Here is a 16,276-nt window from a genome sequence, read left to right as displayed (position 1 = left end):
GATGTCTGAAACAAAAATTATTAATGACCCGGTATTTGGCTTTATAAAAATACCAGGTGGTTTATTAATGGATATTGTTAATCATCCAACGATACAACGACTATCTAGAATAAAGCAATTAGGCTTAGCATCAATGGTCTATCCTGGTGCTCAGCATACTCGCTTTCAACATTCTTTAGGTGCGTTTCATTTGATGAGCGAAGCTATATTGTCATTATCTCAAAAAGGAGTTTTTATCTTTGATAGTGAAGCTGAAGCAATTCAAGCAGCCATTTTATTACATGATATCGGACATGGTCCATTCTCTCATGTCCTAGAAAACACTCTTATACAAGGTATCTCACATGAAGAGATCTCTCTTTTTTTTATGAAAGAGATGAATAAAGACTTGGGAGGAAGACTAACTTTGGCTATAAATATTTTTGAAGATAAATACCCTAAAGCTTTTCTTCATCAACTAATAAGTAGCCAACTGGACATGGATAGACTCGACTATCTATGCAGAGATAGTTTCTTTACAGGCGTTGCTGAAGGAAAAATCGCATCTGATAGAATTATAAAGATGTTGGATGTTCGTGAAGATAGATTGATGGTCCAGGCAAAAGGAATCTATTCTATAGAAAATTATTTAACCTCACGCCGTTTGATGTATTGGCAAGTCTACTTACATAAGACAGCTGTTGCTTGCGAAAAGATATTGATCAATATCTTTAACCGAGCAAAAACACTCCAATTAAATGGTGAGAATCTCTTTGCGTCTCCTGCTTTACAATATTTTATTAGTAACAACATCGATAAAGATTGGATTAATAATAAAAAAGAAGAAACTATCTTCTGGTACAAACAACTAGATGATTCTGACATTTGGAGTGCTATAAAAGTATGGCAGGGACATAATGATAAAGTCTTATCCATCTTATCTAAAGACCTCATAAATAGAGAAACCTTCAAGGTGAAAGTTTATGATGAGCCTATTGATAGTATGCAACTAGAAGATATCGAAAAAAGAATCAGAGAGAAATATCAATTAAGTAAGGAAGAAAGTCATTATTTCATCAATTATAGCACTATTCAAAAAGATATGTATAGCATGAATGATGACCAAATAGATATTTTATATAAGGACGGAAGTTATAAAGATATTACACAAGCTTCTGAATTATTTAATGTAGAACTCCTATCTAAAAAAATTTGCAAATATTACTTATGCCATCAACGGATCTAAGTTTTTTTTGCTATATTTGCAAATCTAAATATACGCAAAAATAAGGAAATGGAATTTACAGCAAAGCAAATTGCTCAAGTTATCAATGGAAGAATTGAAGGAAATGAGAATGCAACAATTAATTCCTTTGCTAAAATAGAGGAAGGAAAGCAAGGTGCTATCTCGTTTATATCAAATCCCAAATATATACATTATATATATACTACTCAATCAAGCATTGTTCTTTTAGATGAATCTGTAGTTTTAGACAAGCCAATATCAACCACTTTGATTAGAGTAAAGAATGCTTATGAGGCAGTTGCGAAACTACTTCAGATATATAGTGCATCAAAACCTCAAAAGAAAGGTATTGACCCTACGGCCTCAATAGCATCTTCTGCAACGATTGGAAAAGATGTATATATCGGTCCTTTTGTTTTTATTGGCGAAGGAGTAACCATTGGAGATAACACACAAGTATATCCCCATACAGTTATTCTGGATAATACTTCTATTGGAAACAACTGTATTATTTATCCAAATGTAACAATATACCACGAATGTAAATTAGGAAACAATATTATAATACATTCTGGAAGCGTTATAGGTGCAGACGGATTTGGTTTCGCACCTTCTGAAAATGGATATGATAAAATACCTCAAATAGGAATAGTTACAATTGAAGACGACGTTGAGATCGGTGCAAATTCATGTGTAGATCGTTCTACTATGGGAAGTACTTATATTCGCAAAGGAGTAAAACTCGATAACTTAGTACAAATTGCACATAACACAGACATAGGAAAGAACACCGTAATGTCTGCTCAAGTAGGTATCGCTGGTAGTACTTCCGTTGGAGAATGGTGTATGTTTGGCGGTCAAGTTGGAGTTGCAGGACATATAAAGATTGGCAATAAAGTCTTTTTAGGAGCTCAATCAGGCGTTCCTGGTAGTCTTGAAGACAATCAAAAACTTATCGGAACACCTCCTATGCCACAAAGAGCATACTTCAAATCACAAGCGATATTCCAACGTTTGCCCGAGATTTATTCACAACTCAATACTTTAAAAAAAGAAGTTGAAGAGTTGAAAAATAAAGAATAATAAAACAGAGAATAAATATAATGGAAACAACAAAACAAAAGACTCTAAAAGGAAGTTTTTCTCTTTGTGGAAAAGGCTTACACACGGGTCTCAATCTTACTGTTACTTTCAATCCTGCTCCAGAGAATACAGGTTACAAAATTCAGCGTATTGACCTTGAAGGACAACCTATTATCGATGCTGTTGCAGAAAAAGTTGTAGATACAACAAGAGGAACAGTTCTTGCTGTTGGAGATGTTCGTGTATCAACTATTGAACATGGTCTATCTGCATTATATGCCCTTGGAGTTGACAATTGTTTAATTCAGGTTAATGGACCTGAGTTTCCAATTCTTGATGGCTCTGCAACAATTTATGTAGAAAGGATTAAAAAGATAGGATTGGTAGAGCAAAATGCTCCTAAAGATTATTATATCATCAGACATAAAATTGAAGTAAAAGATGAAGAAACAGGAAGTTGTATAACTATATTTCCTGATGAAGAGTTCAGTATCACTGCAATGTGTTCTTTTGATTCTAAGTTTATTAGTAGTCAATTTGCAACTTTAGACAATATAGCAGATTATGAAAAAGAAATAGCTCCTGCACGAACTTTTGTATTTGTTAGAGATATAATTCCTCTTTTAGATGCAAATTTAATCAAGGGAGGTGATCTCGACAATGCTATTGTTATCTATGAACGTTTGTTAGAGCAAAAACAATTAGATAAACTTGCAGACGTTTTGAAGGTTCCAAGAATGGATGCTAATAAAATTGGCTACATTCAACACAAACCTTTACAATGGGATAACGAATGTACTCGTCATAAACTACTTGATATTATAGGTGATGTTGCTCTAATAGGAAAACCTCTTAAGGGTAGAATTGTAGCAACACGTCCTGGTCATACGATCAATAATAAGTTTGCACGCCTTATCAGAAAAGAAATAAGAAAACATGAGGTGCAAGCTCCTATCTATGACCCAAACGAAGAGCCAATAATGGATAACAATCGAATTAGAGAACTTCTTCCTCATCGTTATCCAATGCAACTTATTGATAAGATTATCGCAATGGGTGCAACAAGTATTGTTGGGGTAAAAAATATCACAAGTAACGAACCTTTCTTTGTCGGACACTTTCCTACAGAACCTGTAATGCCAGGTGTCCTTCAAATTGAAGCTATGGCTCAATGTGGTGGTCTTCTTGTATTAAATCAAGTTGAAGAACCAGAGAAATGGTCTACATATTTTTTAAGTATCAATGATGTTAAGTTTCGCCAAAAGGTTGTTCCTGGAGATACTTTATTATTTAAAGTAGAACTACTTCATCCTGTCCGCCATGGAATCAGTTCAATGAAAGGTTATATGTTTGTTGGAGATAAAGTTGTATCAGAAGCAACTTTCACTGCAAGCATCATAAAAAACAAATAACTAACTAAGTTCTTTTAATATGAATAACATCAGTCCCTTAGCTTATGTACATCCCAATGCAAGGATTGGAGATAACAATATAATAGGTCCTTTTTGCTTTATTGATGACAATACCATTATTGGCGACAACAATAACCTAAAAAATAGTGTCACAATAAGCAGGGGTGCAAGAATTGGAAGCAATAATGAAATTTTCCCTGGAGCAAGCATTTCAACTAAACCTCAAGATCTTAAATATGCGGGGGAAGACACACTTTGTGAAGTAGGTGATAACAATAGTATTCGTGAAAACGTAACGATCTCTCGTGGCACCGCTTCAAGAGGAACCACAAAGGTAGGAAGTAATAACTTACTTATGGAGAGCATGCACATCGCTCACGATTGTATTATTGGATCAAACATCATTGTAGGTAACTCAACAAAGTTCGCAGGAGAAGTTATTGTAGAAGATAACGCCATCATTAGTGCTTCGGTTTTATGCCATCAGTTTTGTAAGATTGGAGGATATGTAATGATACAAGGTGGATGTCGTTTCTCTAAAGACATCCCTCCATTTATTATTGCAGGTAAGGAACCTACACGTTATGCTGGAGTTAATCTTGTTGGTTTACGTAGAAGAGGCTTTAGTAATGAACTAATTACACTCATTCACGATGCTTATCGCTTATTATATTCCAAAGGAATTAAAGAAGAAGGAATTCTTGAAATCAAGAAAAATCTTCAGATTACTAAAGAGATTCAATACATTATTGATTTCGTAGAGTCTTCTCAACGTGGAATCATCGTATGAAAAAGCATAAGCTTTTTGTTCTATTGGGACCAACATCTGTTGGTAAAACACAATGCAGTTTAGAATTAGCAAAGCATCTTAATTCTCCTATTATCAATGCTGATTCTCGACAGATTTTTAGAGAATTGCCAATAGGCACAGCTGCTCCAACAAATGAAGAACAACAAGATGTTCAACATTATTTTGTTGGTTCCAATAGTATACACGACTATTATAGTGCGGCTATCTATGAAGAAGAGGCACTTAAAATAATCAATCACGAATTTAAAACACACAACGCACTTCTTCTTTCAGGTGGAAGTATGATGTATATCGATGCTGTATGTAAAGGAATAGACGATATTCCAACTATTGATAATGAGATAAGGGAATTATTAAAGAACCGTTTCAAGCAAGAAGGACTAGAACCTTTACTTGCAGAATTGAAAGAACTTGACCCTATTCATTATGGCATTGTAGACAAGAAAAATTATCGTAGAGTAATACATGCACTTGAAGTATGCTTACAAACAGGCAAAACTTACACCTCTTTTAGAAAGAATGCTGTTAAAGAACGTGCCTTTGAAATCATCAAAATAGGGCTAACACTACCTAGGGAAGAGATGTATGAGCGCATCAATGATCGTGTATTAACTATGGCAGAGGATGGCTTATTAGAAGAAGTAAAAAGAGTTTATCCTTTTAAATACCTAACCTCATTAAATACAGTTGGTTATAAAGAATTGTTTGAGTATTTAGATAACCAAATAGATTACGCAGAAGCAATTCGTAGAATACAATCAAATACAAGACAATACATGAGGAAACAGATGACTTGGTTTAAAAGAGATCAAGACATTAAATGGTTCTCGCCTTTCAATACTAAAGAAATTATAAAATACATAGACAGCGTTTTATAGTTACAATGTATTTTGTATTTTTGTTATAACAAATAATTTGGAAAGATGATTGATAAAATAAAAAAGATATTTAGTATATTATTGCAAAAGATAAAAGACTTTTTCAATTGGTACAAGAAGCTTTTCGTTGGCAGAGCATGGTATATCAAAGCACTATCAGGTATTGCCTCTTTCTTCGTATTTATTGCAATTTATCTCATTGCTGTTGACGTAAACTTCTTATGGCTATTTGGTAAATCACCTGGATTCAGTGAAATTAAAAAGCCAAGCACATCAGAAGCATCAGAAATTTATAGTGCAGATGGTGTTCTCATTGGTAAATATTTCAATGAGAATAGAACTCCTGTGAAATATAGCGATGTCAATCCTATCTTTTGGAAAACACTTATCGACACTGAAGATGAGCGTTTCTATCATCATTTTGGTATTGATATTCCTGGATTATTTGCAGCTGCAAAAGACGCAATTTTCCGCCACGACGCACGTGGTGCATCTACAATCACACAGCAGTTGGCCAAAAACATGTTCCGTGTCCGTACCAACTATTCTACAGGTTTATTAGGAAGCATACCTGGAATTCGTATGCTTATCATGAAAAGTAAAGAGTGGATTATTGCTACTAAACTTGAAATGGTATACGATAAAGAAGATATTCTTACGATGTATGCAAACACTGTTGATTTCGGAGCCAATTCTTATGGTATAAAAACTGCAAGTAAAACTTATTTCAACACATCACCTAAAGACCTCACTATCGAACAATCTGCAGTATTGGTTGGTATGTTGAAAGCAACAACCTCATATAACCCTATCACCAATCCTGAGAATAGTTTAAAGAGAAGAAATACTGTTTTATGGAGAATGCATCAGCATAACGACATAACAAAAGCAGAATATGACTCATTAACTCAAATCCCTATTAAGCTAGATGTTAAGGTTGAAAAGAATTATGATGGACAAGCACAATACTTTAGAGAAGCCGTTGCCGACCATCTAAAGGATTGGTGTGATGAAAATGGAATCGACTTATATAGTAGTGGTTTAAAAATTTATACCACCATCGATTCTCGTATGCAGAAATATGCTGAAGATGCAGCCCGCAAACAAATGCGACAAGTCCAAAGAAATTTTAATAATCACTGGGGGGATAACGATCCATGGATTGATGAGAATGGCAATAAAATTCCTAATTTCATCGAAAACATTGCTCAAAAACAGCCATATTATAAATACTTATTGGCTAAATTTCCCAACAATCCCGATTCCATTTCATATTATCTAAACAAGCCTCATGTGGTTAAGTTGTTCGATTATGATAAAGGAATTATTGAGAAAGAAATATCTACAATGGACTCTATTCGCTACATGGTACATTTCATGCACTGTGCTTTCGTTGCAATGGAGCCTCAAACTGGTGAAGTAAAAGCATGGGTTGGAGATATCGATTTCAACTCATGGAAATACGACAAGGTTACAGCAATGCGTCAACCAGGTTCTACTTTCAAGCTTTTTGTTTATACAGAAGCAATGAATCAAGGACTAACTCCTTGTGATAAACGAAGAGATGAATTTATCTCAATGAAGGTATTTGACAAGAAAAAGGGTGAAGAAGTAACTTGGACTCCTTCTAATGCAAATGGACGTTTCAGCGGAGACTCAATCCCTTTAAAGGGTGCATTTGCAAGAAGTATCAACTCTGTTGCTGTTCGTTTAGGTCAAGAAATGGGCATTCAACGTGTAATCGAGACTGCTCAAAAAATGGGTATCAAAAGTCCTTTAGACCCTACTCCATCTCTTGCACTTGGTTCTAGTGACATTAATCTACTGGAACTTACCAATGCTTATAGCGTAATTGCAGATGATGGTAAACATCATGATCCAATATTAGTTACAAGAATCCTTGATAAAGAAGGACATGAGGTATATGTTGCTCCAACAAGCGAAACCCAGGTAATATCTTATAAAAGTGCCTTTTTTATGCAACAACTACTAATGGGCGGTATGAGAGAACCTGGTGGAACATCTCAAAGCTTATGGGCTTATGTTGGAGATTATAGAGATACCGACTTTGGAGGTAAGACTGGAACGTCAAACAACCACTCTGATGCATGGTTTATGTGCGTGAGTCCTAAACTTGTTTGTGGTGCTTGGGTAGGTGGGGAATATAGAAGTATTCACTTTCGAACAGGTGCTTTAGGTCAAGGCTCACGTACCGCACTACCTATTTGTGGTTATTTCTTACAATCAGTTTTTGGAGATAGTGCCTTTAAAAAGTATCATGGGCAGTTCGGTAAACCTAAGGATGACGACATAACAAGCAGCATGTATAATTGCCAAAGCTACTATTCATCTTCAAGAAGAGATACTACCGTAACAGATAGTACAAACATTTCTCACGAAGAAATTATTCTTGATGAAGACGGTAACATTCGAATCACTCCTAATGAAGGAACAAAACACGAATCAAGACCAACCAATGAGAAAGAACAAAACCCACGTAGCGATAAACAAAACAAAAAGAACAAAGAACAAGTTGTAAATTTTGAACAACTCTAAGAAAAATAAATTGAATATCGATTTGAATAATCCTGAGATGCAAGATGCTATCAGGATTATTCAACATACACATCAAACACTATTCTTAACAGGAAAGGCAGGGACAGGAAAGAGTACCTTTTTGCGTTATATTGCTCAAACAACGAAGAAGAAATATATTGTTCTTGCTCCAACAGGAATAGCTGCTATCAATGCAGGTGGAAGCACTTTACACAGTTTTTTCAAACTTCCTTTCCACCCACTCCTTCCCAATGACACTCGTTATACACAACAGAAGCTAAAAGACACACTTAAATATAACGGTGAAAAACGAAAGATTTTAAGAGAAGTTGAGTTGATTATTATCGATGAGATTTCAATGGTTAGAGCAGATCTTATTGACTTTATTGATAAAGTTCTACGTGTTTATTCTCGCAATATCTACCAACCATTTGGAGGAAAGCAATTACTTTTAGTTGGCGACATGTACCAACTAGAACCCGTTTTAAAAGAAGACGAACGCCAACTCTTAAAACCTTATTACTCATCCCCTTTTTTTTTCGATGCTATTGTTTTTAAAGAAATGAAGTTGGTGTCTATCGAACTGCAAAAGGTTTATCGACAAACCGACCCCGTTTTCATTAATATTCTCGATAGTATCAGAACAACAAGCGTATCAATCAATCAACTATCCACATTAAATCAACAAGTAGGAAAAGTTATTACCAACGAGAAGAATAAGCTTGCGATCACTCTTTCAGGCAAAAGAGATACTGTAGATCATATCAATGAACAAGAACTCTCTTGCCTACCAGGTAAAACTATTATGTTATATGGGCATATTGAGGGCGACTTTCCCGAAAATAATCTCCCCACTCCAATAGAACTTTATCTAAAGGTTGGCGCTCAAGTCTTATTCATTAAGAACGACAAGGAAAAACGATGGGTAAATGGAACACTTGGAAGTATTGTATCATTCAGTAAAGAAGAACCTACAATTATTGTTGTTCGCACTGAAAAAGGCGAAGAAGTAAATGTTGAACAAGAGATTTGGAGTAATGTTATTTATTCGTATAACGAAAAAGAACAAAAGATAGAAGAGCAAGAAATTGGTGTTTACCAACAATATCCTTTAAAGCTGGCATGGGCAATTACCATTCATAAAAGTCAGGGGCTAACATTCAACAATGTAAATATCGACTTAACTGGCGGTGTCTTTGCTGGTGGACAAACATACGTTGCCCTAAGTAGATGTACCTCTCTCGAGGGTATAAGTCTAAAATATCCAATCAGAAAGGAAGATGTTTTCATTCGCTCTGAGATTGTTCAATTTGCTCAAAGATACAACAACCAAGATTTGATTAAACAGGTGTTAGAAGAGAGTAAAGCAGATAGAGAGTACCAACAAGCTGTTCTTGCTTTTAATAAAGGAAATATGAAAGATGCTCTTTCGCACTTTTTTATTGCCATTCATCAACGATATGATATCGAGAAGCCTCTTCCAAAGAGATTTATTCAATATAAGTTGAATGAAATAAACAAGCTTAAGAGAGAGAATAAACGCATAAAAAATGAGCTTAACCAACACAATCTTTTCTTGAAAGAACTTGCAGTTGAATATACAATGATGGGGAGAGAATGTGAGAAAGAACACTTTTTTGAGGCGGCTATAAAGAATTACGAGAAGGCTGTTAAGTTGTGTCCTGATTATCTAGAGCCAAGAAAAAGAATTGAAAAGATTAAAGAATTCATAGATAACTAAATAAGAAGTTCATAAAATTAGGAAACTCCTAGTTCTTAATTTAATAATTGTATTTTATATATTCCTAGTTGACTCCCTAGAAAATAAAAGGATAATAAACAACATGGATATAATTTTATTTCTAGACATAATGAAAAAGTGTATTTCTAATGGTATATTCAAATACTTGATATTAAGTTGAATTATTAAAATCTTACTTTGAACTTCTCAATAAAATATATTTTGAATATACTATAAGGATAAAAATATAAAACAAAGCTTCATTACGCCTATTTTTGATCAAATTAGTTTTTATATTTCAAAAAAAATAGTAATTTAGCAACATCAAAAGAGATAGTAAATCTCCTTAGAACGAAAATAAATGGCATTATAGATAATTTTTGAGAATAAATAACTTCTAATTATATATTATCAATGGATGAAAATCAAATGATAGATCAGGATAGAATTATCAAGATTAATATCGAAGAAGAAATGAAGTCTTCTTACATCGACTATTCGATGTCAGTGATTGTTGCTCGTGCTCTACCTGACGTACGAGATGGTTTTAAACCAGTTCATCGACGTATCTTGTATGGTATGCGTGATATAGGTAATACCAGTAGCAATCCTTATAAAAAGTGCGCTCGTGTAGTTGGAGAGGTTCTCGGTAAGTACCACCCACATGGTGATTCATCAGTGTATGGAGCTTTAGTTCGCCTCGCACAAGACTGGAATATGCGGTATACCCTAGTGGATGGACAAGGAAACTTTGGTAGTGTCGATGGTGACTCTGCAGCTGCAATGCGTTACACAGAGTGTCGTTTAGAGAAAATTGGTGAGTATGTGATGGACGATTTGGATAAGGACACTGTAGATATGGTGCCTAATTTTGATGAAACATTACTAGAACCAACTGTAATGCCAACAAAAATTCCCAACCTATTAGTAAACGGTGGAAATGGTATTGCGGTAGGGATGGCAACCAATATGCCAACCCATAACTTGTCAGAAGTGATTGATGGTTGCTGTGCTTACATCGATAATGAAGAGATCAACACTGAAGAATTAATGCAATATATACAAGCTCCTGACTTCCCAACTGGTGGTTACATCTACGGTTTGCAAGGAGTTAAGGACGCATATGAAACAGGTCGTGGTCGAGTCGTTATGCGTGCAAAAGCTGAAATCGAAAGTGATGAAAATCAAGATAAAATCATTATTACTGAAATTCCTTATGGAGTTAACAAGCAACAGCTTATTGAATATATCGCAGACTTAGTTAAAGAAGGAAAACTTGAAGGTATTTCAAATGCCAATGATGAGTCTGGTCGTCAAGGAATGCGTATTGTTATCGATGTGAAACGTGATGCAAACGCTAATGTTCTCTTGAATAAGCTGTTCAAAATGACAGCTCTTCAAAGTTCATTCTCTGTGAATAACATTGCCTTAGTGAAAGGTCGTCCACGCTTATTGACATTGAAAGACTGCATCAAGTATTTCGTTGAACATCGTCACGATGTAACTATTCGTCGTACAAAGTTCGAACTTAAGAAGGCAGAAGAACGTGCACACATTCTAGAAGGAATGATTATCGCAAGTGATAACATTGATGAAGTGGTGCAAATCATAAAGGCAAGTCGTACACCAGCACTAGCTAGAACAAATCTTGAGCAACGTTTTAACCTTGACGAGTTGCAATCTCAAGCAATTGTTGATATGCGTTTGTCTCAAATCACTGGCTTGAAAGTTGAAGAATTACATGCTCAATTTGATGAGCTTCAACAAAGAATTGCTTATTTAACAAGTATTCTTACAGACGATAACCTTTGTAAAAAGGTGATGAAAGATGAGTTAAACGAGTTGAAAGAGAAGTTTGGTGACGAGAGAAGAACAAAGATTATTCCTGCAGAACATGAGTTCAATGCAGAGGATTTCTATCCTAATGATCCTGTAGTGATAACTGTTAGTCACCTCGGTTATATCAAACGTACTCCACTTTCTGAGTTCCGTGAACAAGCAAGAGGTGGAGTTGGCTCTAAGGGAGTGCGTCATCGTGAACAAGATTTCACAGAGTTTATCTATCCAGCGACCATGCATCAGACTATGTTATTCTTCACAAAGAAGGGTCGTTGCTATTGGTTGAAGTGCTATAATATCCCTGAAGGCACCAAAGACTCAAAGGGTAGAGCTATTCAAAACCTATTAAATATTGATCCAGATGATGGCTTGAATGCAATACTTCGATTGAGAGGACTTGATGATGAAGAGTTTGTTAACTCACATAATGTGGTTTTTGCTACTAAGAATGGTACCATTAAGAAGACCAGCCTTGAAGCTTATTCACGTCCAAGAGCAAATGGTGTTATCGCAATTAATATTGCAGAAGGAGATGAAGTGGTTGATGTTCGCCTAACAAATGGTAAGAACGAAATCATTATGGCAAACAAAAATGGACGTGCAGTGCGCTTTAATGAAGAGACAGTACGTGCTATGGGTAGAACAGCAACAGGTGTTCGAGGTATGAAACTCGATGGCGATGACGATCAAGTAGTAGGTATGATTGTTGTAAATGATGCCGAAGCAGAAAATGTAATGGTTGTAAGTGAAACTGGATATGGTAAGCGTTCGTCTGTAGAAGACTATCGAGTAACCAACAGAGGTGGTAAAGGTGTGAAGACATTAAATATCACTGAGAAGACAGGACGTGTGGTTGCAATAAAGAATGTCAATGATGATAACGACCTTATGATTATCAATAAGAGTGGTATAACCATTCGTTTGGCAGTTTCTGAGGTACGAGTTATGGGTAGAGCGACACAAGGTGTTCGCCTAATAAACCTATCAAAGAAGAACGATGTTATTGCAAGTGTTTGTAAAGTGATGAGCTCAGAGCTTGAAGCAGCAGCTGGAGAAGAGAGCCGTTCAGAGTTTGATAAGGCACAAGAAGAACTCGAAAACACCATAACTTCAAATGAAACTTCAACAGAAACAATTCTTGGTAATACCCAAGACGCTTCTGAATAAAATGAAGATAAATATGACATACAAAACAATTAAAAAATAGAATCACTATGAAAAAATTAATGTTTATGGCTTTAATGGTAGCTTCTGCCACTACAGTCTTTGCACAAGAAGATGCATTAAAAAACATCTTGAAATCAAATTCGTATGATGCCGCCGTACAATTGGTAAAATCTAACGAAGCAACTTTCAATGCCGAGCAAAAAGCAAAGGCTTATAATAAGCTTGTAGAACTATCAATGACAAAGATTGATAAAGAACAACAAATTATAACAGCCAATGCAACTGCAGAGCAGTTAAAACAAGATAACATTCAACCTTATGATACATTAGGTTATTATATTGCTCTTTATAATGCACTAGATAATGCTCTTATCGTAGATAAATATGATCAAATGCCAAACGAAAAGGGAAAGGTTAAACCTAAATACCATAAGACAAACCAAGATCGATTATATCCATTACGTCCTTATATTATCAGTGCAGGACAAGAAGCGATGAAGAAGAATGATGCAAAAGAAGCATATAAAAATTTTAAGATGTATGTAGAAACTGCAGAAGCTCCATTGTTTGTTGAAGTAGATAGAACTAAAAATCCAGATCAATATTTAGGAGAAATTGCACGTGTTGCTGCAGTTTATGCTTTCCAAGAAAAGGATTTATTATCGGCTAACAAGTATGTTGACATCGCAATGAAGGATCCTGAAGCTAAAAAAGATGCTCTTGGACTTAAACTTTACTTGATGCAACAAGATTTAAAGACAAAACAAGACTCTCTAGCTTACGTAGAAAAACTAAAGACTTTATATGCAGATGATTCAAATAACGAGCAAATCTTTGCTAATCTTGCAGCAATGTATGGTAGCTTAGGCATGAAGAATGAACAAGCAAAGATGATTGATACACGTCTTTCAGCTAACTCTGGAGACTTCATGGCACTAGCTATGAGAGGTCAAGAAAGCATGAATGCAGGTAATGATGATGCAGCAATCAACGACTTTAAGAAGGCTCTTGAAACAAAGAAAGATGATTCTCTTGTTCTAACATATCTTGGTTTTACATTAAACCGCAAGGCTGCTAACATCAATGGCAATAATGCTGAGCAAAAGAAACTATACGAAGAATCAGTGAAGTATCTTGAAGTTGCTCGTGATGTAGATCCATCTTGCGAACGTGCAAACTGGAAATATCCTTTGTATCAAGCATACTATTCATTGTATGGTGCAAGTGATTCTCGCACAAAAGATCTAGAAGCGTTAGTTAAATAATTACTTTAAAATAAATATAATTATCAAAATGGTAGAAGCTGATTGAGTAGCTTCTACCATTTTTGCTATAAATAAATCTAGATTCTCTATGAATTCTATTAGCTTTAAGTATCCTCCTGACAAGAAAAATATGAGTTATAATATACTTCCTTAAAAAATACTAAATAGATAAATTTATAGACTAGTATATATTTTTGTTTCCTATGATTTTTATACCTTTGCATCCACATATTTAATATATATGTTTCTGTCCGAGAAACATTTCTTTTTTCAACCACATTTTTATATATACAGATGTATAGCAAAGACGTATTAACATCCAAAAGTATATCCCAGCTTGAGGATATTGCTAAAGAGATAGGTGCCGAAATCAAATCAGGTTTCAACCATGAAGAAATTATTTACGCTATTCTAGACCGTCAAGCAGTTGTTGAAGGCAATAAAAACCCTTTGGGAACTACAAGAAAAAGAACAAGAATAGCTAAGAAAGAAACCGATCGAGTTTATTCTGTCAACGGAAAAGAAGGCGAGAACTTCGATGTAAAGAAAAACAAAAAAGCAGTAGAACAACCTTCTTTATTTAAAGAAAAGAACGTAGAAGACGAAGCAATAACCACCTCTATTAACAATAAAGAGATAACAACTGAAGAACAGCTTGCAAAGATTCCTAAGCATAGAGGCCGTAAAACAAAGAAAGAACTTGAACTTATTGAACAAATAGAAAAACAAGAAGAAGAAAAATTAAAGGAACAAGAAAATCAAGAACTAGAACCTGAGGTAAAAGAATCTACAACTGAGATTTCTCTCTCTACTACAAATCAAAAAGAACCTATAACTTCTGAAGAAAACTTTGTACCTGAAGCAGCATTCTCGACAAACAACTTATCAAGTAATTCTAAAGAACTCAATCAAGAAGATACACTTATTCAACAACTTAAAGAGAAGATAAACTCTCACAACGAAACACAAGAAATACCCCAAGAGGATTTTTCAGAAGGGCTTTGGGAAGGTGATCCTGGAGACGGAACTGACTTTATTACGGTACTAGATATACCTATCGAAGATCAAGGTGCAATGCCTACTTTCGATATTTTTGATAACCCTACTACTCCACTTGCAACTAGTTCTATTTCACCTACTACGAACTTTATTGAGGAACCACAACAAAGTTATGATTTCTCAGATATAATTACCTCTTCTGGAGTTTTAGAAATAATGCCTGATGGATATGGATTCTTACGCTCTAGCGATTATAACTACCTTTCATCCCCTGATGATATATATGTTGCTACATCATTCATTAAACGCTATGGATTAAAAACAGGTGATGTCGTTTATTGTCATGTGCGTCCCCCACACGATGGAGAAAAGTACTTTCCGCTAACAAGTATTGATAAAATTAATGGCAGAAATCCATCCGAAGTGCGTGATAGAATATCATTTGAGCACCTCACTCCACTCTTTCCAGATGAGAAATTCAATCTTTGTAACGATAGAAGTACAACCAATTTAAGTACTAGAATCGTTGATCTTTTCTCTCCAATAGGAAAAGGACAGCGTGCTCTTATAGTTGCACAACCAAAGACTGGTAAGACAATATTAATGAAAGATATAGCTAATGCCATTGCAGCAAATCACCCAGAAGCATACTTAATGATGCTATTAATTGATGAACGTCCAGAAGAAGTTACTGATATGGCTCGTACAGTCAATGCAGAAGTAATTGCATCTACATTCGACGAGCCTGCAGAAAGACACGTAAAGATAGCTGGTATCGTATTGGAAAAGGCAAAAAGAATGGTTGAATGTGGTCACGATGTTGTGATATTCCTAGATTCTATCACTCGTTTAGCAAGAGCATACAATACTGTTTCTCCTGCTTCAGGAAAGGTTTTAACTGGTGGTGTCGATGCAAATGCACTTCAAAAGCCTAAGCGTTTCTTCGGTGCGGCACGTAATATCGAAGGAGGAGGCTCATTAACTATAATCGCAACAGCATTGATTGATACAGGAAGTAAGATGGATGAAGTGATCTTTGAAGAGTTTAAAGGTACTGGAAATATGGAACTTCAACTTGACAGATCCCTATCAAATAAACGTATATTCCCTGCTGTTAACCTTGTTGCATCAAGCACTAGACGTGATGATTTACTACAAGATAGAACAACACTTGATAGAATGTGGATTCTTCGTAAGTACATTTCTGATATGAATCCTATTGAAGCTATGAATTCAATACATGATAGAATGAGCACAACTCACGATAACGAAGAATTCTTATTGTCAATGAATTCATAAG

10 protein-coding genes are annotated in these 16,276 nt (G+C 35.2%); all 10 read left to right on the top strand.

From position 1 onward, the window contains the following. Nucleotide 1: 1 nt before the first annotated feature. The 10 genes from HMPREF0669_RS06235 to rho all read left to right on the top strand — a co-directional run bounded on the left by HMPREF0669_RS06235 (nucleotide 2) and on the right by rho (nucleotide 16,275). On the top strand, nucleotides 2-1,225 hold the full coding sequence (locus HMPREF0669_RS06235) for an HD domain-containing protein (RefSeq protein WP_009227671.1): 1,224 nt from the start codon (nucleotides 2-4) through the stop codon (nucleotides 1,223-1,225). A 48-nt stretch (nucleotides 1,226-1,273) separates the two neighbouring features. Further along, nucleotides 1,274-2,308 carry a UDP-3-O-(3-hydroxymyristoyl)glucosamine N-acyltransferase gene (lpxD, locus tag HMPREF0669_RS06230; protein ID WP_009227670.1) on the top strand — a complete coding sequence of 345 codons (1,035 nt, stop codon included), beginning with the start codon at nucleotides 1,274-1,276 and terminating at the stop codon, nucleotides 2,306-2,308. Nucleotides 2,309-2,328: 20 nt separating this feature from the next. Beyond that, the gene (locus HMPREF0669_RS06225; protein WP_009227669.1) at nucleotides 2,329-3,720 is read left to right on the top strand and encodes a bifunctional UDP-3-O-[3-hydroxymyristoyl] N-acetylglucosamine deacetylase/3-hydroxyacyl-ACP dehydratase; all 1,392 of its coding nucleotides are present in this window, start codon (nucleotides 2,329-2,331) and stop codon (nucleotides 3,718-3,720) included. 19 nt (nucleotides 3,721-3,739) lie between these two features. Further along, entirely contained in the window at nucleotides 3,740-4,510 is a 771-nt protein-coding gene (lpxA, locus tag HMPREF0669_RS06220; RefSeq protein ID WP_009227668.1) for an acyl-ACP--UDP-N-acetylglucosamine O-acyltransferase, read from the top strand. Beyond that, nucleotides 4,507-5,409: a tRNA (adenosine(37)-N6)-dimethylallyltransferase MiaA gene (gene miaA, locus HMPREF0669_RS06215; protein WP_009227667.1), complete on the top strand. Its 903-nt coding sequence runs from the start codon at nucleotides 4,507-4,509 to the stop codon at nucleotides 5,407-5,409. The genes lpxA and miaA overlap by 4 nt, the downstream gene beginning before the upstream one ends. Nucleotides 5,410-5,454: 45 nt before the next feature. Continuing rightward, entirely contained in the window at nucleotides 5,455-7,965 is a 2,511-nt protein-coding gene (locus tag HMPREF0669_RS06210) for a transglycosylase domain-containing protein (protein WP_009227666.1), read from the top strand. A 37-nt stretch (nucleotides 7,966-8,002) separates the two neighbouring features. After that, complete coding sequence (locus tag HMPREF0669_RS06205) at nucleotides 8,003-9,706, top strand: AAA family ATPase (RefSeq protein WP_020967247.1); 1,704 nt, start codon at nucleotides 8,003-8,005, stop codon at nucleotides 9,704-9,706. Between the two features lie 414 nt (nucleotides 9,707-10,120). Continuing rightward, on the top strand, nucleotides 10,121-12,712 hold the full coding sequence (gene gyrA / locus HMPREF0669_RS06200; protein ID WP_020967246.1) for a DNA gyrase subunit A: 2,592 nt from the start codon (nucleotides 10,121-10,123) through the stop codon (nucleotides 12,710-12,712). A gap of 47 nt (nucleotides 12,713-12,759) precedes the next feature. Then, on the top strand, nucleotides 12,760-13,977 hold the full coding sequence (locus HMPREF0669_RS06195) for a lipopolysaccharide assembly protein LapB (protein ID WP_009227663.1): 1,218 nt from the start codon (nucleotides 12,760-12,762) through the stop codon (nucleotides 13,975-13,977). 294 nt (nucleotides 13,978-14,271) lie between these two features. Beyond that, a complete protein-coding gene (gene rho, locus HMPREF0669_RS06190) occupies nucleotides 14,272-16,275 on the top strand; it encodes a transcription termination factor Rho (protein ID WP_009227662.1) in 2,004 nt (667 codons plus the stop codon). Nucleotide 16,276: the final 1 nt, after the last annotated feature.

It is taken from the genome of Prevotella sp. oral taxon 299 str. F0039, from assembly GCF_000163055.2.
Classification (GTDB): domain Bacteria; phylum Bacteroidota; class Bacteroidia; order Bacteroidales; family Bacteroidaceae; genus Prevotella.
The sequence above is the reverse complement of the archived record's forward strand: the minus strand, read 5'-3'. Positions and strand labels throughout refer to the sequence as shown.

Bases quoted from the DNA above. Each gene is read 5' to 3' on its own strand.
- HMPREF0669_RS06235 (WP_009227671.1), top strand. From the start codon at position 2: ATGTCTGAAACAAAAATTATTAATGACCCGGTATTTGGCTTTATAAAA.
- lpxD (WP_009227670.1), top strand. From the start codon at position 1,274: ATGGAATTTACAGCAAAGCAAATTGCTCAAGTTATCAATGGAAGAATT.
- HMPREF0669_RS06225 (WP_009227669.1), top strand. From the start codon at position 2,329: ATGGAAACAACAAAACAAAAGACTCTAAAAGGAAGTTTTTCTCTTTGT.
- lpxA (WP_009227668.1), top strand. From the start codon at position 3,740: ATGAATAACATCAGTCCCTTAGCTTATGTACATCCCAATGCAAGGATT.
- miaA (WP_009227667.1), top strand. From the start codon at position 4,507: ATGAAAAAGCATAAGCTTTTTGTTCTATTGGGACCAACATCTGTTGGT.
- HMPREF0669_RS06210 (WP_009227666.1), top strand. From the start codon at position 5,455: ATGATTGATAAAATAAAAAAGATATTTAGTATATTATTGCAAAAGATA.
- HMPREF0669_RS06205 (WP_020967247.1), top strand. From the start codon at position 8,003: ATGCAAGATGCTATCAGGATTATTCAACATACACATCAAACACTATTC.
- gyrA (WP_020967246.1), top strand. From the start codon at position 10,121: ATGGATGAAAATCAAATGATAGATCAGGATAGAATTATCAAGATTAAT.
- HMPREF0669_RS06195 (WP_009227663.1), top strand. From the start codon at position 12,760: ATGAAAAAATTAATGTTTATGGCTTTAATGGTAGCTTCTGCCACTACA.
- rho (WP_009227662.1), top strand. From the start codon at position 14,272: ATGTATAGCAAAGACGTATTAACATCCAAAAGTATATCCCAGCTTGAG.